22 protein-coding genes are annotated in these 22,288 nt (G+C 64.0%); 18 read left to right on the forward strand and 4 right to left on the reverse strand.

The annotated features are described in order from the left end of the window. The first annotated feature begins 111 nt into the window (after positions 1–111). From ACVOLQ_RS06675 to ACVOLQ_RS06725, 11 genes are all read left to right on the forward strand, one after another. Positions 112–939 (forward strand): DUF932 domain-containing protein, encoded by an 828-nt coding sequence (locus ACVOLQ_RS06675; protein WP_003050347.1) that lies wholly within the window; start codon positions 112–114, stop codon positions 937–939. A 94-nt stretch (positions 940–1,033) separates the two neighbouring features. Further along, positions 1,034–1,723, forward strand: a complete 690-nt coding sequence (locus ACVOLQ_RS06680; protein ID WP_003050344.1) for a DUF3275 family protein — start codon at positions 1,034–1,036, stop codon at positions 1,721–1,723. A 94-nt stretch (positions 1,724–1,817) separates the two neighbouring features. Then, complete coding sequence (locus ACVOLQ_RS06685) at positions 1,818–2,156, forward strand: hypothetical protein (RefSeq protein ID WP_003050341.1); 339 nt, start codon at positions 1,818–1,820, stop codon at positions 2,154–2,156. Between the two features lie 106 nt (positions 2,157–2,262). Continuing rightward, the gene (locus tag ACVOLQ_RS06690; RefSeq protein ID WP_003050329.1) at positions 2,263–2,670 is read left to right on the forward strand and encodes a hypothetical protein; all 408 of its coding nucleotides are present in this window, start codon (positions 2,263–2,265) and stop codon (positions 2,668–2,670) included. 16 nt (positions 2,671–2,686) lie between these two features. Continuing rightward, positions 2,687–2,947: a hypothetical protein gene (locus ACVOLQ_RS06695; RefSeq protein WP_003050326.1), complete on the forward strand. Its 261-nt coding sequence runs from the start codon at positions 2,687–2,689 to the stop codon at positions 2,945–2,947. A 76-nt stretch (positions 2,948–3,023) separates the two neighbouring features. Beyond that, positions 3,024–3,674 carry a hypothetical protein gene (locus ACVOLQ_RS06700; RefSeq protein ID WP_003050322.1) on the forward strand — a complete coding sequence of 217 codons (651 nt, stop codon included), beginning with the start codon at positions 3,024–3,026 and terminating at the stop codon, positions 3,672–3,674. Positions 3,675–3,699: 25 nt separating this feature from the next. Beyond that, entirely contained in the window at positions 3,700–4,848 is a 1,149-nt protein-coding gene (locus ACVOLQ_RS06705) for a DUF6094 domain-containing protein (RefSeq protein ID WP_219641870.1), read from the forward strand. A 49-nt stretch (positions 4,849–4,897) separates the two neighbouring features. Then, the gene (locus tag ACVOLQ_RS06710; protein ID WP_003050315.1) at positions 4,898–5,218 is read left to right on the forward strand and encodes a hypothetical protein; all 321 of its coding nucleotides are present in this window, start codon (positions 4,898–4,900) and stop codon (positions 5,216–5,218) included. 85 nt (positions 5,219–5,303) lie between these two features. Next, positions 5,304–5,609 carry a hypothetical protein gene (locus ACVOLQ_RS06715; RefSeq protein ID WP_003050312.1) on the forward strand — a complete coding sequence of 102 codons (306 nt, stop codon included), beginning with the start codon at positions 5,304–5,306 and terminating at the stop codon, positions 5,607–5,609. A 132-nt stretch (positions 5,610–5,741) separates the two neighbouring features. After that, positions 5,742–8,021, forward strand: a complete 2,280-nt coding sequence (locus ACVOLQ_RS06720; RefSeq protein ID WP_003050309.1) for a helicase-related protein — start codon at positions 5,742–5,744, stop codon at positions 8,019–8,021. 144 nt (positions 8,022–8,165) lie between these two features. Beyond that, positions 8,166–8,939 (forward strand): competence protein CoiA, encoded by a 774-nt coding sequence (locus ACVOLQ_RS06725; RefSeq protein WP_003050307.1) that lies wholly within the window; start codon positions 8,166–8,168, stop codon positions 8,937–8,939. 66 nt (positions 8,940–9,005) lie between these two features. Here ACVOLQ_RS06725 and ACVOLQ_RS06730 read toward each other — a convergent pair whose 3' ends face one another. Both ACVOLQ_RS06730 and ACVOLQ_RS06735 read right to left on the reverse strand, forming a co-directional pair. Further along, a complete protein-coding gene (locus ACVOLQ_RS06730) occupies positions 9,006–10,823 on the reverse strand; it encodes an ATP-dependent helicase (RefSeq protein ID WP_023656982.1) in 1,818 nt (605 codons plus the stop codon). Then, positions 10,807–12,573 (reverse strand): ATP-dependent nuclease, encoded by a 1,767-nt coding sequence (locus tag ACVOLQ_RS06735; protein ID WP_228480065.1) that lies wholly within the window; start codon positions 12,571–12,573, stop codon positions 10,807–10,809. Before ACVOLQ_RS06735 ends, ACVOLQ_RS06730 begins: the two co-directional genes overlap by 17 nt. A 243-nt stretch (positions 12,574–12,816) precedes the next feature. Here ACVOLQ_RS06735 and pilL2 point away from each other — a divergent pair, with 243 nt between their 5' ends. From pilL2 to ACVOLQ_RS06770, 7 genes are read left to right on the forward strand one after another with little or no spacing between them, the layout of a single operon-like run. Continuing rightward, the gene (gene pilL2, locus ACVOLQ_RS06740) at positions 12,817–13,416 is read left to right on the forward strand and encodes a PFGI-1 class ICE element type IV pilus protein PilL2 (protein ID WP_020307822.1); all 600 of its coding nucleotides are present in this window, start codon (positions 12,817–12,819) and stop codon (positions 13,414–13,416) included. Next, the gene (locus tag ACVOLQ_RS06745) at positions 13,413–14,057 is read left to right on the forward strand and encodes a hypothetical protein (protein ID WP_003050295.1); all 645 of its coding nucleotides are present in this window, start codon (positions 13,413–13,415) and stop codon (positions 14,055–14,057) included. The genes pilL2 and ACVOLQ_RS06745 overlap by 4 nt, the downstream gene beginning before the upstream one ends. Before the next feature lie 12 nt (positions 14,058–14,069). Further along, positions 14,070–14,807, forward strand: a complete 738-nt coding sequence (locus tag ACVOLQ_RS06750; protein WP_003050292.1) for a TIGR03759 family integrating conjugative element protein — start codon at positions 14,070–14,072, stop codon at positions 14,805–14,807. Positions 14,808–14,809: 2 nt separating this feature from the next. Further along, positions 14,810–15,325 (forward strand): transglycosylase SLT domain-containing protein, encoded by a 516-nt coding sequence (locus ACVOLQ_RS06755; protein WP_481527505.1) that lies wholly within the window; start codon positions 14,810–14,812, stop codon positions 15,323–15,325. A gap of 50 nt (positions 15,326–15,375) precedes the next feature. Then, positions 15,376–15,924 (forward strand): integrating conjugative element protein, encoded by a 549-nt coding sequence (locus ACVOLQ_RS06760; RefSeq protein ID WP_003050285.1) that lies wholly within the window; start codon positions 15,376–15,378, stop codon positions 15,922–15,924. 4 nt (positions 15,925–15,928) lie between these two features. Further along, the gene (gene traD / locus ACVOLQ_RS06765; protein ID WP_003050282.1) at positions 15,929–18,121 is read left to right on the forward strand and encodes a type IV conjugative transfer system coupling protein TraD; all 2,193 of its coding nucleotides are present in this window, start codon (positions 15,929–15,931) and stop codon (positions 18,119–18,121) included. Continuing rightward, positions 18,118–18,867, forward strand: coding sequence for a TIGR03747 family integrating conjugative element membrane protein (locus ACVOLQ_RS06770; protein ID WP_003050279.1), 750 nt, complete (start codon positions 18,118–18,120; stop codon positions 18,865–18,867). Before traD ends, ACVOLQ_RS06770 begins: the two co-directional genes overlap by 4 nt. 40 nt (positions 18,868–18,907) lie before the next feature. On the opposite strand, the gene ACVOLQ_RS06775 is transcribed toward ACVOLQ_RS06770, so the two are convergent. Both ACVOLQ_RS06775 and nucC read right to left on the reverse strand, forming a co-directional pair. After that, complete coding sequence (locus ACVOLQ_RS06775) at positions 18,908–21,475, reverse strand: AAA family ATPase (RefSeq protein WP_425505367.1); 2,568 nt, start codon at positions 21,473–21,475, stop codon at positions 18,908–18,910. A gap of 66 nt (positions 21,476–21,541) precedes the next feature. Continuing rightward, a complete protein-coding gene (gene nucC / locus ACVOLQ_RS06780; protein WP_003050273.1) occupies positions 21,542–22,267 on the reverse strand; it encodes a CBASS effector endonuclease NucC in 726 nt (241 codons plus the stop codon). Between the last annotated feature and the right edge of the window lie 21 nt (positions 22,268–22,288).

Below are 22,288 nucleotides of genomic sequence, written 5' to 3' on the forward strand. Positions count from 1 at the left end.
CTCTTCCCGCATCCGCCGCGTCCCCATGACGCGCGCTTGCGCATTTCATCCCCCGAGTTCCGCGTGGTCTCACCGCCGCGCGGTTACCGCATTTCTCAAAGGAGATCAGCCATGTCTCTGGCATCCCGTTTTGCTCCGCAATCCCCGATCCTGCGCTCCGATCGTCCACTCTCGGACGACCGCATTCGTGCCGTCGTTCCGTCGATCTTCGCCGACGCTCCGCATGGGAGCCGGTCCGATCGGTATGCCTACATACCGACCTCGACCGTGCTGACCAAGCTGCGCCAGGAGGGCTTCGAGCCCTTCATGGTGTGCCAGACACGCGTGCGCAACGAAGACCGGCGCGAGTACACGAAGCACCTCATCCGACTTCGCCATGCGAGCCAGATCAACGGCGACGAGGCGAACGAGATCATCCTGCTCAACAGCCACGACGGCACGAGCAGCTATCAGATGCTCGCCGGCATGTTCCGGTTCGTCTGCCACAACGGCCTGGTTTGCGGTGACACCACCGCCGACATCCGCGTTCCCCACAAGGGCGACGTGGCCAGCCAGGTGATCGAAGGTGCCTACGGAGTCCTCGAAGGCTTCGAGCGCGTGCAGAACGCGCGCGATGCGATGCGCACCATCACCCTCGATGAGGGCGAAGCGGAGGTCTTTGCAAACTCCGCGCTCGCACTCAAGTACGACGATCCAGCCAAGTCCACGCCTGTCACGGAGAGCCAACTGCTGGCACCCCGGCGATGGGACGACCGCAAGAACGACTTGTGGGCCGTCTTCAACCGCGTCCAGGAGAACCTCGTCAAAGGGGGCCTGAACGGACGCACGGCCAACGGCCGCAATCAGCGCACCCGTCCGGTGCAAGGCATCGACCAGAACCTGCGCCTGAACCGGGCGTTGTGGCTGCTGGCCGAAGGCATGCGCCAGCTCAAGGCGTGATGCCACGCGGACCTCGCCCACCTCGGGCGAGGCCATTTCCTCTCATCCACCGGGTGCCGTCGGCGGCCCGTCATTCATCATCAGGAGAACCATCATGGCAACCCCATCGGCTTCCGAGAAATCGGTTGCGCCCATCGTCGTCCCCGGCCAGCTCACGCTGCGTACCATCCGCGGCAAGAACGGCCCGTTCACGGTTGGCCGCCTCGCCACGCACCTCGGTACTTTCGAGGTCAAAGACCCGGAGCTGGAGCAGTACCCCGAAGGCAAGTACGACGGGGAATTCATCATCAGGTACATCTTCCCGAAGTCCTATCCGGTCGGCGGCGGCATGCGGTTCGAGATCCGTGCCAGCCTCGACGGCATGACGCTCAACGGCATCGACAAACTCAGCCGCGACGAAGCCCGCAGCTTCGCCACCCAGGACGTCGATCCGCTCGATGAAGAGCAAGGGGCGCAGCCTGCGACAACGCCGGCCAAGCCGACCAAAGCGTCCAGGCCCGCCAAGCCCGCACCCGTGCAGGCGTCCGCGGACCCGATGGTCGATACCACGCCCTTTGGCGTGGATGCGCCGCCACCTGCTGAGGCTGCTGCCCCCGGCAGCACCCAAGACGGTGACCCCGCGCTCTTCGGCCTGCTGTGGCCGCTGGGCGAGTCCGTGAAACTGGATTCGACCATCGACCGCCGCGCTTTGCGTGCACAGATCGCCCGCCTGGGCGAGCTGGGCTACGCGCTGGACTTCAAGACGCAGGAGTGGAGCCGCCAGGCCGAACTGCAACCTGCGTGATCGTAGACGCCGCATGCGCGGTGTTCTTCATCCACCCGCCGGGGTTCCTTCCCCATGCGGGGGAGGCCCTGGCCATCTTCTGGAGGTCTTCATCATGTCCACCATCGCTTGCGATATCCCCCGCTCCGCGCTGGATGAACCCGCGTGGCGGGCTCTCTGCGAGACGGCAGCCGCACAAGCCACCAAGGGTTGCGGACTGTCTCACGACTACTACGTCGAACGCTTCAGTTCGGCGATCGACGCGCAACTCGGTCGATTGCCGGAAGAACAGCGCGCACAGGCGCTGAAGATCGCACAGGAATGGGACTACGCAACACCGGCCGAACGGCAGGAAACCCAGGACTGGAATGCGGAGCATGGCTATTGCTCGCATGGGATCGAGTTCGGCTGCTGTCCGGCCGGTTGTGATCGCGACGATGACGACTGGGACTAAGGGTAAGGCATAGGTTTTCCTTCGCTGCACCTGCGGCATTCCATCACCCACTGGGGGTTCTTCCCCACGGGGAGGCCTCCAGCTCAACTTTTCGAGGAGGCCTCTCATGGGCTGGTATTTCTCTCCCCAATCGCGGTCTGAACTGATCGCGGAACTGATCGCACCACAGCAGACCGAGCGCGTCAGCGCGAAGGTTATCGCTCACGCATTGCGCGGCAACGTGCTGTGGTCAGTGGTCGAACTGACCGCCAAGGTCGAAGGTGTGCATCGTGATCTCGCGCCGGGCCAGTCCTTGCGCTACATCCGCTGCGATCTGCTGGAACGCAGCGGCAACCAGTGGGGCTACAAGCCGTTGGAAGAGTCCATGCACCCGTACTACTACTCGTGCCCGCTGTCCTATCTGGACCTCGCACCGGAGCAGTCCGCCGACTGGCGTGCAGGCGTTCGCGCCTACCACGCACGGCGGCGCACACCCACGGCTGTCACGGCTCCCGCCGCGACGCTGATGGCCTGAGCCAGGAGGAACCAACATGGACCCGATCCTGGCTGCGCTCTCACCCTCGCTGCTGGCACTCGTTGAAGGAAGTTTGTCCAACGACGAAGTGTCCTCCGACGAGGAGATGCTGGAGTACTTCATCAGCAACGGCCTCACCGAGGAACAGGCACGGCAGGCACTGACCTACCGCGATCAGTACCTCAACAACATCTACCTGGACGGCTTCACGCCGATCACGGCGGTGGACGAGGCGCTTCACTTCAACCCGCACACCCGGCAATTCGAGCCGGACTGAGCGTTTTTCTTCCACCCCCTGGGGCAGTACTTGCCCCAGCGGGCGGTGCTGTTCCCGTTAATCCGAGGACACCACCATGCTCGCAAACACTTCTTCCACCACGCTGTACCGCATCGACGAATGCCCGGACGTGATGGCCGACGCTTGCGTCGGCGATGACCAGGGCAACCTGATCTTCCTGTCCATCTGGGCGCGCGACACCGCCGTCCAGCAGTTCCTGGCTCGCCTGACCCTCGGGCGCGACGAGCAGGGACTGGACCAGTTCCACATCATCACCGACCAGGGCGGCAGCGTCCCGGTGTTCATCGGCAACGTCGATCGCCTGGAAAAGCGCGTCACGCGCGCCTATCGGCGAACGCTGTTCGGTTCGCTGTCCAACGTGTGGCTGTTCGACCGCCGCTGCGTCAAGCCCGACAAGGCCAACGCCAGCGCACTGGCACTGCTGCCGCGCGACAGCGCCCACCGGCTCGACCGCCTGTGGATGCTGGTGCGGGACACCTGCCCATTGCCGCTGCTCGACCACTGGCGCGAGACCGTGCTGGAACTGCTGCAAAGCCGCGAGATGCTGGCCCGCCTTCCGTTCGCCCTCGGGCCGCTGGAAGGCCATCGGCTAGCCATCGACGTGCCGGCGCTGACCTTGGCGCTGGGTTCGCTGATCCGCAGTGATGTGCTCACCGCCTATCCATACCCGGCCAAGATCTGGACGCCGGAAGTGGTAGCGGCCTGACCCACCCACGGAGGCACGCCTTGGCGTGCTTCCGTGTTTCCTCCCCGCCAACCAGGAGACTTCCATGGCCCTCATGTTCCCGCGGCTCGCCCGCAATTTCGCTAAGAACGGTTACTACCCGACTGACGAACCCACGCTCGAAAGAGCCCTCAACGCACTGATGCCCAGCGACGGGCCCATGTGCATCCTCGATCCCTGCGCCGGCGAAGGCGTGGCGATCGCCGAAGCCGCCCATGCCCTCGGGCGCGAGCAGGCCAAGGCGTTCGCGGTCGAGTTCGACGCGGAGCGGGCACGCCATGCCCGCGGCCTGGTCGATCACTGCCTGCACGCGGACCTGATGGACACGATGGTCTCCAAGCAGTCGTTCGGGCTGCTCTGGCTCAACCCGCCGTATGGCGACTTGTCCAAGGACGTCAACGGCAACATCGGCTATCAGGGCCAGGGCCGTGCCCGCCTCGAAAAGCTGTTCTATCAGCGTTCGCTGTCGCTGTTGCAGTACGGCGGCGTGCTGGTCTTCATCGTCCCCGCCTACGTGCTCGATGCGGAGCTGGTCGGCTGGCTGACACGCCACTACACGGACCTGCGCATCTACCGAGCGGTGGAGACGCAGTTCAAGCAGGTGGTGATCTTCGGCCGAAGGGTGCGACAGCGTGAACAGGCTCCCGATGGCGTCAAGGCCGTGCGCAATCTGCTGCTGCAGGTTGGGCTTGGCGAAGTCGAAGCCGAGGAGCTGCCGAGCGATTGGCCGTTCCTGCCGTACATCGTCCCCGCCAGTCCGGCCGAGCCGGAGCATTTCTTCCGCGTGACGATGGAGCCGGAGCAGTTCGCCGATGAAGTCGGCCGGCTGCAAGGCCTCTGGCCGTCGCTGGACACGCACCTGGGGGCCGCGCAGCAGTCGCTGCGTCCGCCGGCGCGTGCCTTGTCCCACTGGCATCTCGCCCTGGCTCTGGCCGCGGGTGCGATCTCGGGGGTTGTGCGCTCCAAGACCGGGCGCGTGCTCGTCGTCAAAGGTGACACCCACAAGGACAAGACGCTCCAGCGGGAATTCACCGAACGCGAAGACGGCTCGATCGCCGAGACCCGCATCCTCACCGACAAGTTTGTTCCCGTCATCCGCGCATGGGACATGACGCCTGGCTCCCCGACACGGGGCGAGGTGCTGACCATCCGCTAATCCCCCGGACGCCTGACGTCCCGCTGCACTTCATCGAAGGAGAAACACCATGTTCCCCAATCCGTTCAAGCGGCCCGCGCCGCACAAGCAACCCTTGTTCGCACCGGCCTCGTTGCAGTTGAGCGAGAAGGTGCATTGGCTGGCCCGCCGAGGTCTCATCGATCCCTTGTCCTATGTGCAGCGCCACGTGCGCGGCGACTGGGGCGAGATCGACGAGGCCACCCGCCAGGCCAACGATGTCGCACTCGATCAGGACAACCTGATGATCTCCCAGTACCGGATCACGCCGGAACTGGTGTTGATCGTGAAGACCAGCGAAGACCACCAGACCACGGTGGTCCAGCTTCCCGAAGAGCGCGACCTGATCTGAAGGCACCGCCTCGTCATCCCATCCACCTGACGGAGCCACTTCACTCCGCCAGGGGTGTCGTGGCTCAATAACCAAGGAGGAGCCCATGGCATCGCATCGCATCGAAACCTACTGCCAGAGGCTGGCGTTCCCCATCGGGGCGCTTATCTTCAGCAGAGCCGTTGACCGCCTGGTCCGCGCGGGTCGCCTCGACCCAATCCCGTACTTCAGGCGCCACACCCGTGGCGACTGGGGAGACGTCAACGTCCAGCAATGGCAGGCCAACAGCACCGCGCTTCAATCAGGTGCTTCGCTGGAGTCGCACTACGTGATCCACCCAGGGCTGGCCATTCGCATCGTTACCGACGCGCAGCGCAGCGCCACCGTCATCGTGTTGCCGTCCGAGGACTGAGCACGGTTCACTCGCAGGCCACCCAGGCCCGCACCTTCAACCTTCGGCCACGCGCCGATTCTCTTCCCACTCCGGGGCATGCCATAGCCCCGTTGGGGGTGGTGCATGCCCCATTTTCTTTGGAGCATCACCATGTCCCTCGATCTCGACACCACTACCGCTGAAGCCACACCCGTGCAGGGCGAACTGCTCGACGCGGAATCCAACCCTCTGACCCTGAGCCTTCAGGATTTCGTTGGCGAGTTCGGCGACGAACTGCTCGACGCCCTCAACAGCGCCAATCCGCCGGTCTATACCGGCCAACCGCAGGCGCACCGGCAACTCATCGTCGCCAGCCTCAAGCGCAAGCTGTTCCCGGCCCAGGCCGAAGTCGTCCACGCTGCTGCCGAGCTGCTGATCGACCGTGGCGAACGCGCCGCGATCGTCAACGGCGAGATGGGTTGCGGGAAGACGACCGTCGGCATCGCCACGGCTGTCGTGCTCAACGCCGAAGGCTACCGCCGCACTCTGGTGCTTTCGCCACCGCACCTGGTTTACAAGTGGCGGCGCGAGATCCAGGAGACGGTAGCGGGCGCCAAAGTGTGGGTGCTCAACGGGCCGGATACGCTCGTCAAGCTCATCAAGCTGCGTGAGCAGTTGGGTGTCCAGCCCACGGGTCAGGAGTTCTTCGTCCTGGGCCGCGTGAGGATGCGGATGGGCTTCCACTGGAAGCCCGTTTTCACCACGCGGCGCACCCGCCACGGCGACGTGGCAGCGTGCCCGGACTGCGGCACGGTCATCACCGACCTCGACGGCGAGCCGGTCAACCCGGTCGCGCTCGAAGCCGAGGAATCCCGCAGGAAGTGCGGCCATTGCGCTGCGCCCCTGTGGACACTGATCCGCCCGCGCAGCCTGTCCGGCAGCGACCAGTCCTCGGCCGTGCTCAAAGCCTTGAAGCGCATCCCGACGATCGGGGAAGTCACCGCGCAGAAGCTGATGCAGAAGTTCGGCGACGGCTTCCTGGCCTCGATGCTCGGCGACAACATTCACGAGTTCATCAACCTCATGGATGGCAACGGCGAGCTGGTGTTTTCCGACCGTCAAGCCACGCGCATGGAACGTGCGATGGCCAACATGGAGTTCGGCTTTGGCGAGGGCGGCTATCAACCGTCCGAGTTCATCAAGCGCTACCTGCCGCAAGGCACGTTCGACCTGCTCATCGCCGACGAGGCCCACGAGTACAAGAACGGCGGCAGCGCCCAGGGCCAGGCCATGGGCGTGCTGGCGGCGAAGGCTCGCAAGACCTTGCTGCTGACCGGCACGTTGATGGGCGGCTACGGCGACGATCTGTTCTACCTGCTGTTCCGAGCCCTTCCCGGGCGGATGATCGAAGACGGCTATCGCCCGACCACGAGCGGCAGCATGACCTCGGCCGCGATGGCGTTCATGCGCGATCACGGTGTCCTGAAGGACATTTATTCCGAGAGCACCGGGACGGCGCACAAGACCGCGAAAGGCACGAAAGTCAGTGTCAGAACGGTCAAGGCCCCGGGCTTCGGCCCGAAGGGTGTGCTGCGCTGCATCCTGCCGTTCACGATCTTCCTCAAGCTCAGAGACATCGGCGGCAATGTCCTGCCGCCGTATGACGAAGAGTTTCGTGAAGTCGCGATGGACACGGCGCAAGCCGCGGCCTACCGCGATCTGGCAGGTCGGCTGACCGCGGAGCTGAAACAGGCTCTGGCGCGACGCGATACTACCTTGCTCGGTGTAGTCCTCAATGTGCTGCTGGCCTGGCCGGATTGCTGCTTCCGGTCGGAGACCGTTGTGCATCCGCGTACGCGCAACACCCTGGCGTTTGTCCCGGCTCAGTTCAACGAGTTCGAGATCAGCCCCAAGGAGCGTGAGCTGATCGACATCTGCAGGGAAGAGAAAGCACAGGGCCGCAAGGTTCTGGCCTACACCGTCTATACCGGCACGCGCGACACGACTAGCCGGTTGAAGGTATTGCTGGAGCAGGAAGGCTTCAAAGTGGCGGTACTGCGCGCAAGCGTGGATGCCAGCCGCCGCGAGGACTGGATCGCCGAGCAGTTGGACCGTGGCATCGACGTGCTCATCACCAATCCGGAGCTTGTCAAGACGGGATTGGACCTGTTGGAGTTTCCGACGATCGTGTTCATGCAGTCGGGCTACAACGTGTATTCGCTCCAGCAGGCGGCACGCCGCTCTTGGCGTATCGGGCAGAAGCTGTCCGTGCGCGTGATGTACCTGGGCTACGCCGGCTCCTCGCAGATGACCTGCCTGGAGCTGATGGCCAAGAAGATCATGGTCTCGCAGTCCACTTCGGGCGATGTACCCGAATCGGGGCTCGATGTCCTGAACCAGGATGGTGATTCCGTGGAGGTCGCATTGGCCCGGCAATTGGTAACTGCGTGATCTGCTGTCTGCCGGCATCCTTTCGGGGGTGCCGGCATTTTTCTAGGAAATTGCTGCTCGGAGGATTCGATCACCGCCCCGCTCCCAGCGCGGGGAAGGCTAAACTGATTAGACAATACCGAGATTCAAGGAGGCACTGTGGCTATGGTGATCGAAGCAGCATATGCAGATGGTACTGGTGCAGCCAACGCACTGCATATGTCTCAGGCGCAGTGGGAAGAGTTGCAACGGGCGTACTGCGTCGGTGATCTGCTGATGCCTTGCTGCAACGCTCCAGCGATTCCCAAGGTTAGTGCTAATGGGTACCCCTTCTTTGCGCATCTAGGAGGTGCGTGCAGTACTTCCGAAGAAAGCCAATGGCACCTGGCGGCCAAGATACTTGTGCGCAGCGTGCTTGAAGATCTTGGATGCCGTGCCTCGGTTGAAATGCCGGGTTCGGGTGATGCAGGTCGCTGGCAGGCTGATGTCTGGGGTGAGCGCAATGGGGTTAGGTTGGCTGTCGAGATCCAAAGATCGTATCAGTCGCTCCGTGACTACCGTAAACGCCAAGAGCGGTACCGCGAGGCGGGCGTCAAGTCTCTTTGGTTGCTGCGGCAGGAGCGATATAGCACACTCACCAAGAGCATGGGAAAGGAGCGTCTGCGCACCGAGTTTGGGGGCAAGTTCCCTTCGGCCGGCCACTTCGGCCCGTGCCTTTCTGACCTGCCGGTCGCGATGCTTGAGCTAGATCCGGCCCCAACGGTCAAGGGTGCCGGATTCTTCAACGCAACCCTTCCAAACATACTTGAAGCAGTGCTTAGTGAGCGCTTTCTTTGCATCAACGGTCTATGGTGTATCGATAACCTAGACTCGATGAATAACGCCGCCAGACTCTCGCGCGAGCGTTTTGCAGCCAATCGCTTGGCTGCAAAGATGTAGCTCGACTGTGGTGTTGCTCGACATGCGCCGACGCAGCACCGACACTCCAGATTCCCTGGTTCACACTCAAATGCCAGCGGCACGCATTCGCGCCTCCAGCTCATCAAGGAATGGCGAGCGCCCAAAGCGCATAGGGCCATAGCGGCCATCAACGAAGCCCGAATACAGCATGTGGACCTCGTCGCGAGCACGTGTGAGTCCCACATAGAAGAGCCGGCGACTTTCGCGCAACTTCTCTGGAGTTTCATTGCGCCACGGCAGATTTCCGAGGTCGAGTCCAACCATGATGACGACGTCGTACTCACAGCCCTTTGCGGAATGCAGTGTCAGCAGATTCAGGTGATCGGGCGAACCGTCCCGACCGCCCAAACTAGTGATGTCTAGCGAAGCCAGTGCACCGCCTTCGGCGAGCGCTGCCGTCATGCGATCCAGTTGCTCTTTCTGATCAGCGAGCGCCAATTCAGCCGCCAGCAGATGATCCACTACACCGTTGCGCAACGAAGCAACAAATTCTCGCGCAGGTTGCTGGTCAGCGCGCAGCTCCCATAGCAAGGCGGTTAGCTCTTGCTCTTCGCGCTTGGCCTGTGAATCGTCCAAGCTCGCCCGATGAAATGCGCGATAGCGGTCGAGTAGTCCACGCAATTGTGGGCGTCCAACACGCCAGCCACCCGCGCACCACGCCGCACAATCTTCTACCCAACTTGTTAGGGCAACCTTGCGGTAAGGTGCTGCGGTATCCACACGGATGTAATCGAGACCGCCGGTTGCCACAGCTTTAGCCACGATATCGCCTGCGCGATAGTCTTTGTATAGGATCGCGATATCGCCCAGTGTTCGTCCCGGCTTGGAGGCTAAGGCCGCCGGAATGATCTGCGCGACGGCGTGCGCAGCCTGGTCCGCCGTACCACCCGGGCGCAGGACAAATTCGATGGTCGTTTGTCGCGCAGGATCGCTCGCTTGATAGCCTCGGGCTTCTCCAAGCGCCATCTCTGACGCAGTCACGATCCCTGCACCAGAACGGTAATTTAATTGAAGCTGGACAGGCTCAATGTCTCTGCGAGCCGCCAATTCCATGAGCAACGCGCCATCAGCCCCCGTAAATCCATATATCGACTGATCCGCATCCCCGACAGCGAAAAGTCGGACACCCCCGTCGAAGGCAAGGCGTTTGACGATGCGATGCAGTGCTACACCTAAATCCTGGTACTCATCCACCGCGAGCACGGGGAATTTTGCCTGAACCAGAGGTAGTACCCAGTCGTGCTCGGCGATCAAACGTTGGCCGAAGACAACCATGTCATCGTAGTCAATCAGCCCCTCGTCGCGCAGAGCGGCCTCGTAGGTCTCGGCCCAGGCAGCGAGTTCCTCCTCGCTACGCCAAGCGACGCTATTTCGATTGAGCACGGAACGGCGATGCCGTCCGAGGTCAATAACTTTGTACGGATGGTTCTGGCCGAAAAGCGCATCTCCAGTTTGCTTCAACAACCGATCACTGACTCGTTGAGTGGCCACCGAAAGTGGGAAAGATATGGGCAGGCCGGCCAGGCGTCCATACGGCATCAAGAGATGACGCAGACAGAACCCATGGACCGTACCAATGAAAAGATTAGGTGCCTGCTGAAGTCCCAAGCTTTCAATTCGGCGAGCGAGTTCGCGAGCGCACTCCTGACTATAAGTGATGCACGCAACGCCACGAGGGGCCTCGACGTCTTCGGCTAGGATGCGGGCGAGCTTTAGGACGAGTGTCTTGGTCTTACCGCTCCCGGGACCGGCGAGTACCACACAATGTCCTTGAGAGTTGTAGGCTGCCAACTGACCCGGATTCCCAGCCAGTTCGGCAGCCTGAGCCAAGTAGGCTGTGCTGACACTACGCGATGGCGTCACGGATATGCTCCAGAGCGGAACGAATGTAAGCCGGACAAACGTCCTGTGACACCGACGGTGCAAGTGCCTGCGCAAACCTCCCCTTTCCGATCCTCTCGATCAATCTGAGCAGCCAGTCTTCATCAACCTGATCAGGATCGTCCACCCACTGCTGCAAGGCATTCAGAGTTTCTCTCCTTAATCGCGGCAGTTCCTCCCGAATTACCTCCTGCATGTCCTGCGCCAGTCCACCTGCAAATAGTTCGGGCTCCAACGTGTTCTCGTTGACGAAGTATCCGTACTGCTCGGCAAGCTCGATCACTTCATCCGCATCCAAGTTTTCGTGATCGACACCGCCCTCAATCACGTCAAGGACATTGATAAGCCGCCTGCGAACCAATGGATGATTACCATTGGTTGGATCCCGGTCCGTCAGGATCACATGGGGAATGTTGAGTCCTTCAGGGCCCAGTAGCTTCACATACGGGGTGAAGTTAGTCCCCCCCACCGAGCACACAGTGATTCCAAGCATATCGAGGGGAATATCGAGTACCTCGGCAAACGCGGGAACGATGAAGCGCTCGGCGTCGCCTTCGACCAGAATCACCCCCCGAGAAAAGAAAATCTCGCCGCGAGTGACGTCAATGTAACGTTGAAGATCCTCTTCATCCCGCTGCGTGAAAGGTGCGTTTGCTGTCGAGACCGCGACAGTCTTGCCTTCCGCTGTGTCATGGCGCAGCAGAACAATAGATCTGATCGGCGCAACGCTTGCGATATGTGGCGAGTGGGTTGTGAGGATTGTCGTAAGCGGTGGCTGTTCCTCACCATCTTCCGCCCCCGTGCCAAGGAAGTAACGATAGATTAGACGCTGCACGTGCGGGTGCAGGTGCGCTTCGGGCTCCTCGACTACGAAGAAGGTGTGGTCGCGCTCTCCATCGGAAACGAGGCGGTCCAGTTCGAGACTCTTCAGCGCCAGGAAGATCAGGTTCGCGGTTCCCAAACTGGCATCGCCGACTCCGCGTACGCCGTTGTCGATCAGCAGCCGCAGGCTGCGCAGCAACGCGTCGACTCTAGTTGGTGCAAGTCCGAGCGATACCGGAACGGCATGTTGCCCCCCAGCGATGGCGATCAGCCGTTCGCTGATCCGTTCTGCTGTCGCTACCACTTCCTCGTGTCCAGCCAGCTCTCGCTGTGCTTGGTCGACCTGATCCTGAATCTCCTCACGGGCGTCATCATCCAACGACGCGGCAAGATCCTCAATGAGCGGCCTCAATGGCGAATTGCGCCAGCTCGCAAGGTCCTTCTCAGCGTCACGCAGGGCTACCTGAACATCTATTGGCAACATCCGGCGGAGTGCGCCGCCGATACGCATGTCGGGATCGTCGCCACCGAAGATCACATACTCATAGTCCTTCAACGATTCCGGAGCGCGCCCCAGGCCCGCCTTAGGCTGGAAGCGGTAGGTGAGTCGGGCCACCATGGGTGGGCCAGGATCAATCACGCAATCGTTGAGGTGAGCCATCAGTCGGGGATCGTTTGTGAAGTCCGTTAGATCCACAGAGACCTCAATGGTCGCACCAACCTTGTCTTCGCCAAGTCCGTCCCAGAAATGTTCAAGCCCCAGTTGTCGATCGCGCTCAGACAAGCCCGGATCAAGGATCAACTGCAGGCCGCGAATGAAATTGCTCTTGCCAACCTTGTTCTCTCCCACGATGACGATACTTTCCCCCGTCTCGACATCAACATCCGAGAAATTGGCGAAATTGATCAACCTGACCCGAGAAACCCTCATTTACGCCCCCGTCCACTGGTGTTTTAACAAATAGTAGCAGTCAAGCGGCCGGCCTCCATCCGCCGACCGCGACCGAGCTTTTCCGTTACGGCCCCCTCAAGGCCGCTTTTGTTCGACTAGACCGCTGCCGGTAAATCGGACGCAGCGTGGTTCGCATTGTTTGCTGCTGCCCCGGGTCTTAGCGGCGATGGTGAGGGCTCGATGTTTCAGGACGCCGAGCTTATGTGCCCCTCTCCACCTTGGTTTCACCATCCCGAACGCCGCCTGCTGGCTGGAGTCCTCGGCCTGCTCTGGTCGGTGCTGGCTGGCGGCTGCGCTACGACGACTGCGCCGCCCGCACCTGATGCCATCGAGGAAGTCTCGGCCGCGCCCGAACCCGAGGCGCCCGAGTACATCCCCGTCGTGCGCTACGGTCGCTACACGCTGGTCGAGCTGGCACCCAGAGCGGCGCAGCGCGACCTGCTGTTGCAGACCATCGACGTGTCCATGCCCGAAGATGCCCGTGCCACCGTCGGCGATGGGCTGCGGCATGTGCTCAAGCGTAGCGGTTACAGCCTGTGCCAGACGGCACACGCGGTAATCGAGCTGTACGCGCTGCCGCTGCCGGCGGCGCACCTGCACCTCGGCCCCATGACCTTGCGCGATGCGCTGCTCACGCTGGCTGGCCCGGCCTGGGAACTGCACGCGGATGACCGCGCACGGCAAATCTGCTTCGAACGGCCCGCCGACAGCGCGGTCATCGAACCCGCATCCGAGCCACCCGCCGCCGAGGCGGTGCAGACGTTCCCGCTGGAGCCTTCGGTTTCGGGAGGCCAGCCATGAGCTCCCCACAGTCTGCCCGGCGCCCGGGCGCCGTCGTGGTGGTGCAGAGCCTTCTGTGGCTCTGGTTGGTCTTCCTCAGCGTCTTGGTGGCCCTGGGCTACCAGGCCCTCAGCGACCAGGCCGACCAGGAGCGGCTGGATTCCCGCCTGCAACGCCTGGAAGTGCAGGCAACTGGCTTGGCCGAGACGATCGAGGCCATCCAGCAGCGCCCGGCCGTCGCGACGGACGCTGACCTCAAAGACACCCGCCAGATCCTGGAAGCACGCGCGGCCCAGGTCGAGAAATCTCTCAGTGGCTACGCAGCGGCCGACGACCTCCAGGCGCTTCGCGCGGAGGTCGAGCAGATCAAGGCGCGCCAAGCCGCCGCACGTGCCACCGCACCCGCCCAGCGGCGCGCATCGCGCACGTCCGCCGCCTCCAAGACCGAGCTGTCGCCGCTGTCATTCCGCGTCGTCGGCGCCGAACTGCGCGCCGGCCAGCGCAGCGTGTCCGTCGCGCCGAGCACCGGGGACTTCACGCCCGCCCAACTTCAGGTGCTGCTGCCCGGGGATGCGGTCGGCCCGTGGCGCCTGCAGGCGATCGAGGGCAACACCGCAGTGTTCCAGGCCGGCAACCACACCCGCCGCGTGGCGATTCCCTGACCGGAGCACCCCATGAAGCCGTCGATCCTCCTTTTCGCGGTCCTGGTGGCGTCGTCGCAATGGCCCGCCTGGGCGCAGCAGCCCGCAACGACCCCGGCGCGCAACGCACAGAGCCAGGAGCGCCCGCTGGCCGCCCGCGTGCTGGACGACCGGGTGGCAACCGAATGGGGCTTGCAGCCACAAGAATGGGCACGCTACCGCGAGCTGATGGATGGGCCGCTGGGTATCTACTCGCCCAACCTGGACCCGCTGTCCGCCCTGGGCATCGAAGCTCGCACGGACGAAGAACGGCGCCGCTATGCGGAACTGCAGGTGCAGGTGGAAGCGCGCCGCGTCGAGAAGCTGCTCGCCTACCAGCGCGCCTACGACGAGGCCTGGCAGCGCCTGAATCCGGGGATGCAGCGCGTGAACCTGCCCGACGACAAGCCGGGCGCCGGCACATCCAGCAGTCCCTTGCGCGGCAGCGGCCGCATGGCGGTGTTCGTCAAGGACGGCTGCGCAGCCTGCGGACAGCTCGTGCAGCGCCTGCAATCCTCGGGCGCGGAGTTCGACCTGTACATGGTGGGCAGCCGCCAGGATGACGCGCGCATCCGCGACTGGGCCAAGCGCGCGCAGATCGACCCGGCGCGCGTGCGCGCCGGCAGCATCACGCTCAACCACGACGGCGGCCGCTGGCTGTCGCTGGGCCTGCCCGGCGATCTGCCCGCCGCCGTGCGCGAAGTGAACGGCCAATGGCAGCGCCAGCCGTAGCCATGCCCCTGCGCGCACTGGTGCTCACTGCCGGCCTGTATGCCGTTGCCGCCCTGGCCCAGGAGGTTCCGCCACCGGCTTACCAGCTTGCCGCCCAGCGCGCAGGCATCCCCTCGACCGTGCTCTACGCCGTGGCCTTGCAGGAGAGCGGCATCCGGCGCAACGGGCGCCTGGTGCCGTGGCCGTGGTCCCTCAACGTCGCCGGCCAGTCGCGCCGCTTCGCCACGCGCGCCGACGCCTGCGCTGGCCTGCAGCAGGCGATGCGCGCCACGCCGCACACGCGCATTGATGCGGGCCTGGGCCAGATCAACCTCGGTTACCACAAGCACCGCTTTACCGGCGCGTGCGACCTGCTGGATCCGTATCGCAACCTGGCCGTTGCCGCCGAGATCCTGAAGGAGCAGCACACCCCCGGCGAGGACTGGCTGCTGGCGATCGGCCGCTACCACCGCCCCGCAGGCGGCGAGCCCGCCGCCCGCTATCGGCGCAGCGTGTCGCGCCACCTTGCCCGCGGGTAGGGCACGCGACCAGCCGCCGCGGTCCTCGCGGCGCGCCAGGAGACCTCCCCATGACGAAACCCCATCCCGCCCATCTCGCGTTCACGGGCCTACTCATGCTGCTGTCAGGCCTGCCGCTGGCCTCGCGTGCCGGCGAGCCACTGATCGTTGTCGAGGACCGTGGCGGCACGTCGGCATTGCCGTACTACGAAGCCCTGAATCTCCAGCCGCGCGCCAACGCACCGGCGCGGCCGTCCATCCCGACGCCCCAGCTTCCTGCCACACCGGCGGACGAAGCCGCGATGCTGCCGGTGCGCAGCGCCAAGCTCACGCCTGGCACCGTCGCGCGGCGTGTGATTGAAGCGCCCGGCCTGCGGCCGTTCGTGGTCATCGGCGACGACGAGGCTTCCCGGGCCTGGTTGCAGCGCCGCGCCGCCGCTTTGCGCGAACGTGGCGCGGTCGGCCTGGTGGTCAACGTCGAGACCGCGCAGGGCCTGGCGCGGCTGCGCGCGCTGGCGCCAGGCTTGCCGCTCGCCCCCGTTGCCAGCGACGACCTGGCCGATCGCCTGGGCCTGCGGCACTACCCGGCGCTGATCACGGCCACTGGCATCGAGCAATGAAGCCATGTCGGGGAAACAGCCGGTCGAGGTTCTGCTACGCCCAGCGGTGGAGCTATACACCATCGCGGCGTGTGCAGGCGCCGCGTTTCTGTGCCTGGTGGCCCCATGGTCGCTCGCGCTGAGCCCTTCGATGGGCGTCGGCAGCGCCTTGGCATTCGGTGCCTACGGCGCGATCCGCTACCGCGATGCCCGCGTCATTCTGCGCTACCGGCACAACATCCGCCGCCTGCCGCGGTACGTGATGACGAGCAAGGACGTGCCGGTCAGCCAGCAGCGCTTGTTCGTGGGGCGCGGGTTTCTCTGGGAGCAGAAGCACACCCATAGGCTGATGCAGACGTACCGGCCGGAGTTTCGCCGCTACGTCGAGCCGACGCCGGCCTACCGGCTGGCCAGGCGCCTGGAGGAACGGCTGGAGTTCGCGCCGTTCCCGCTGTCCCGGCTGCCCGCGCTCACGGGCTGGGACGTGCCTTTCAACCCCGTGCGCCCGTTGCCGCCTGTCGGCGGCCTGCCGCGCCTGCATGGCATCGAGCCCGACGAGGTGGACGTCAGCCTGCCGCTGGGGGAGCGCGTCGGACACTCGCTGGTGTTGGGCACCACGCGGGTGGGCAAGACGCGGCTGGCCGAGTTGTTCGTCACGCAGGACATCCGCCGCAAGAACGCCGCAGGCGAGCACGAGGTCGTGATCGTCATCGACCCCAAGGGGGACGCGGACCTGCTCAAGCGGATGTATGCCGAGGCCCAGCGCGCGGGCCGTGAAGGCGAGTTTTACGTCTTCCACTTGGGCTGGCCGGACATTTCGGCGCGCTACAACGCGGTGGGCCGCTTCGGCCGCATCAGCGAAGTGGCGACCCGGGTGGCGGGGCAGCTCTCCGGCGAAGGCAACAGCGCGGCGTTCCGCGAGTTCGCATGGCGCTTCGTGAACATCATTGCCCGCGCCCTGGTGGAGCTGGGGCAGCGCCCGGACTACATGCTGATCCAGCGGCACGTCATCAACATCGACGCGCTGTTCATCGAGTACGCCCAGCACTACTTCGCCAAGACTGAGCCCAAAGCCTGGGAGGTGATCGTCCAGATCGAGGCCAAGCTCAACGAGAAGAACATCCCGCGCAACATGATCGGGCGCGAGAAGCGCGTGGTGGCGCTGGAACAGTACCTCTCCCAGGCCCGCAACTACGACCCGGTTCTCGACGGCCTGCGCTCGGCGGTTCGCTACGACAAGACGTATTTCGACAAGATCGTCGCGTCGTTGCTGCCGCTGCTGGAGAAGCTCACCAGCGGGAAGATTTCCCAGCTTTTGGCCCCAAATTATTCCGACCTGGCCGACCCGCGCCCGATCTTCGATTGGATGCAGGTCATCCGAAAGCGCGCAGTCGTCTATGTGGGTCTGGACGCGCTATCCGACGCCGAGGTTGCCGCAGCGGTCGGCAATTCGATGTTCAGCGATCTCGTGTCGGTCGCCGGGCACATCTACAAGCACGGGATCGACGATGGCCTCCCGGGCGCAACGGCCGGTGCGCGCGTGCCCATCAACGTTCATGCCGATGAATTCAATGAATTGATGGGCGATGAATTCATCCCGCTAATCAACAAGGGCGGCGGTGCCGGCCTGCAAGTCACGGCGTACACGCAGACGCTCTCGGACATCGAGGCCCGCATCGGCAACCGCGCGAAGGCCGGTCAGGTGATCGGTAACTTCAACAACCTGTTCATGCTCAGGGTCAGGGAGACGGCCACGGCCGAACTGCTGACGAGGCAGTTGCCGAAGGTCGAGGTCTATACCACCACCATCGTCTCCGGCGCGACCGATAGCTCGGACATCCGTGGGGCGACGGATTTCACCAGCAACACGCAGGACCGCATCAGCATGTCCAGCGTGCCGATGATCGAGCCGTCGCACGTCGTTGGACTGCCCAAAGGCCAATGCTTCGCGCTGCTGCAGGGCGGCCAGCTTTGGAAGGTACGCATGCCGCTGCCGGCGCCGGACCCGGATGAAGTGATGCCGGCGGACCTGCAGCAACTGGCCGGGTACATGCGCCAGAGCTACAGCGAGGCCACGCAGTGGTGGGAGTTCACCAGCTCGCCGGCCTTGCAGGATGCGGCCTTGCCCGACGACCTGCTGGACGATGCCGCTGCGGCCGAGCCCGACGCGGTGGCCACCGGCGCCGACGATGGCGCGGGCAACGAGGCCGTGCCATGAAGGATGCCGCCTCGACCGCGCAGCGGGAGCAGAACCAACGCCAAGGCTTGATCGTCGGCACCCTCACCTTACCGTTCCGGTTACTCGGGGTGCTGATCGGCTCGCTGCTGTTCTCGATCGTGGTGGAGTGCGTCGGCATGCACCTGTTCTGGAAGGACCAGGGCTGGCGCCACTCCCAGCAGATGCTGCAGTACGAACTCGGGCACCTGTCCAGCCACTTCACGCGCAGCGTGGTCGTACAGGAGCCGGGACGGACGGCGCACGAGCTGGTGGACACCGGATACGAATGGGTGTTCGTGCGCTCGGGGCTGCTGGAGCACATGAGCCAGACCGCCGAGCGCGCCCGAGCGCCCAGCCACGGGCAGACCCACAACTTCCGCTACTGGATCAGCCAGGTCTATGTCTGGACCGAGAGCTACCTGATCGCTGCGGCCTTCACGACGCTCACCTTCCTGGTGCGCCTGCTGGTCTTGGTGCTCACGCTGCCGCTGATCCTCACGGCGGCATTCGTCGGCCTGATTGACGGCCTGGTGCGACGGGATGTGCGCCGGTTCGGCGCGGGCCGCGAATCCGGCTTCATCTACCACCGCGCGAAGGCCAGCCTGATGCCGTTGGCCGTGCTGCCTTGGGTCACCTATCTCGCTCTGCCCATATCGGTGCATCCTCTGGTCATCCTGCTGCCCAGCGCGGCGTTGCTGGGGATGGCAGTTAGCCTGACCGCAGGCAGCTTCAAGAAGTACTTATGAGGTGACACGGGCGGCACTGCTCTGCAAAGCCGTGTGCCGTTCATCGGTTCTGCAGGGTATCAAGAGCAGCATCCAACGCCGTAACCGCCTCGACGACCGTTCTTACCGTCGCCCGATCGAACTCATGATCGCGCTGAGCGTCGTGCACACCGCTATTGAGGTAACCCCATTCAATACTCGTACCGCTGACATTGAGCAGCCTGACCAACGCCCCCACGGCATCCGGCGCACCCGCGTGTTGCGCCGCGATACGCTCGACGGCCGACCGCAACTTGGTGCATTTATTGTTCAGCTCCCAAGGCGCGCGGGGCCCGCTCAGCTTGATGTCGATCCGGCCGTCCGTCCGCCGACCCAGCCACGTCCACAGGCGGTCCGTCAGACTCTCCAGCGCCGGCCGGGCCTGACGCAGTGCCTCGCGTTTCTCGTCAGCCGCCAACGCCTGCTGGGCCAGAAGAACATAGTTCTTCGCTGGCGGGTCGCTGTCGACCCGCAGTTCGTGCTCTCCCTGATGCGGGAGAAACTTGTAGCGCTTGATGGCGCCAGCGCGCCGGGCGCCCAGCTCCTGCTGGATGCGATGCAGGAATTCCTCGGCGTGCGAGGTGAGGATGACCTGCTTACCGTCGAGCAGGCCATCCTCGAAGAAGGTGCGCCAGATGCCGTCGCGGTGGTCATCGTCGATCGCATTGACGACGTCATCAAAGATGACGACGGGACAACCCTGCGCGATATTTTTGGCGAGTAGTATCGCCAGGCCGAGGCACTTGATGTGCCCCTCGCTGAACACGATTAGCGCGTCGTAACGGACACCCGGCTCCCCAGCGAACTCCACCTCGATCTTGCCGTTCTCGGCCACTGGCAGCCACAGCGCGTGCAGCAGATCGCCGGGCGGATCGGCCCGGTTGAATGCGTTGTAGAGCTGGCGCGCTTGCTCTCCCAGCCCTTGGAGCAGCACACCTGGAAGTGCGGCAAGGTAGGCCTGAATCTCGGGCAAAAAGCCGTCGTAGGCAACCTTGACCCGCTGATGGTGCGCCACCACCGCCACTTCCGCAGCAACGACCTCGATCAGTTCGCGGTTCGCCTCGTCGAACTGGGCGACGGTCTGGCGGGCAGTGGCCAGATCCTGATCGGCCGCCCCCCGCAAGGTGCGCAGTCGTTGGACCTCCAACTGGTGCTGCTGTAGGCCATCTCGCTCCTGTGCCAATGCGCCGCGCTGGGCATGCACTTCCCGCGCCTGCGCGTCGACCCCTTCAATGATCTCGGCGATCCGCAGCAGAGCGTTCCAGGCACGTCGATCTCCATCGACCCAGGCACCAAGCCAATTGCCGGCCGCAGTGGGAGGCAGCAGCGGCAGGCCAGCACCCTGTGATTCGGCCGGACAGGCAACGGCACCCGCCGTTACCACGCGGCGCATCTCCTCCCACAGAACTCGGACCGCCTCGCTCAACTGCGTGCGATGTCCGGTCTCCTGCTGTTGGAGGGCAGCCAGTTGAGCAAGCTGCTCCAGGCCCGCGCGTGCCTTCGCGAACGGATCCTGCGCCACAGCGGCCAGTGCAGTTCCACAGGCGGGGCAAGCCGTCGCCCCGTCCGCCAGCGCCAACACGGCCTCGTAGAGCTTCGCGTATGACACCTCGCCGGCGCGGGCGGCAAGCTGCCCGGAAGACGCCCGCCACAGTCCCTGGATCCGATAAGCCTCTGCCAGCAACGCCTGCAGACGGGCCTGCGTCACTTCATAAATGGCAGGCGGGTTGGCGTCCAGTTGTGCCTGGACGTACGGCAGCCGCCCTTGTTGCTGCGGTGTGCCGAGCAGCCAGTCGACGCAGGCCTGGTAGGTCGCGCCAGGCCACATGCGCTGCGCCAAGGCCTGCTCTAGGGCCTCGACCGCAGCAATCTTCTGCGGATAGGCGGCGATCGTCTGCTCGGAGTTCGCCAACTGTACGCGGCGTTGTGCCAGCTGCGCAGCTTGGACACCGGTGAGCATCAGGTCCTGATCAAGCAAAGGGTTGAAGCCCCGCACGAATTCGCTGAACTGGTCCACGCCGAACAGGGTTGCGATCAGTTGCCGCTGGTCGCCCGGCGTCCGCGCGGCGATGCGGGCGAAGTCGTCAAGGCGGTTCTTCTCGATGAAGCAGAAGCGGTATTCGGCTTCATCTGGCTGGACGGCCTGGGGCTGGTCTTCCGCCCGGGACGATAGGACAGGCGCGACATGACGGCGCAGGCGAGCGTTGTTGCAGTACGTCCGCTGGTCGACCCGCTTGGCCTGCGCTTCGCTGATCGAACCGAGCATCGCCACTTCCAAGGCTTCGCAGAAGCTGCTCTTGCCGGTGCCGTTGGCACCGTAGACCAAGGTGATGTCATGGCTGAGGTCGAACGTCTCCTGCCGCATGAATCCTCGAAACGGCCCGACTTCGAGCTGGTGCAGTCGCCCGAGCGCCGGCCCGTTTTCGGGGCCGCGCGCGTCCCCGTTGTAGGCGACAGGCATCTGCGCCAGATGCGCGATGGCCAGCGGCGCCAAGCGCGTGGAGCGCCCCCGGCGTGCAGCACCGACCTCGGCCAGTGGCTGCAGGTGATCGAGCACCAGGTGCGCCAGCCGGCGCACGTCGTCGTGCACGTGCCGCTGCGCCAAGTGCGCTAGGAACCGGTGGTACTCCGAACGTATGCTTGCCACAGCGACCCCTCACTTGGTCAACCACTGACCGTAAGCCTCCACATCGATCATGGGGACCGTTCCACTGAACTGAAGCTGCGCGATCAGCTTGAAAAGAAACGCGGTCGCCGGCTTGTTTTCGTTGGTGTAGCTGTACGCGCCGCTGGCTTGGTCATAGAAAAAGTGCCCGTGGGCGGCAACGCATCCGATGTCCAGACGCCCCTCGGTGAGGTTTGCGTTCAGCGCCTTGTCCATGGATGGGCCCAATGCTGGACTCCATTCGCTCTCGAAGGTGAGCAAGCCACCCAGAATCGGAATCAACGGCTTCGCTGGGTAGGTCCCGCCAGCGTGCGGGATCGGCAGGCTCGTGCGGTGCAGCCTGCGCACACTGGCGACCTTCTCCTGGGCATAGGCCACAAGCCCCGCGTCAGCCGTCTGCTTGGCCTCGAACACGGCGTACACGCTTTCGGCTGGGATGATCGTCTCGTTCTCGTAGGTGAAGATAAAAGGCGAATATTGCCGATCAAACACCACCACATCGATCTGCTGGCTGAAGTTCCCCAGGCTGTCCACCACATGCGCCTTGGCCGCCTGGTACCGTTTGGGCAGATAGGTATCCAGCATGTCGATCCAGACGTTCTCGCTCGCATCCCCCTTCGTGCCCGGGTGACCGAAGGTCTTGCGTACTACGGACAGGCGCTGCTGGATGTCCTCGTGCAAGGACGACAAGAGTTGGGAAAGCGACCACTGGGACATGTTGTACCTCGATTGGACGTA

This window comes from Stenotrophomonas sp. STEN031, assembly GCF_056759975.1.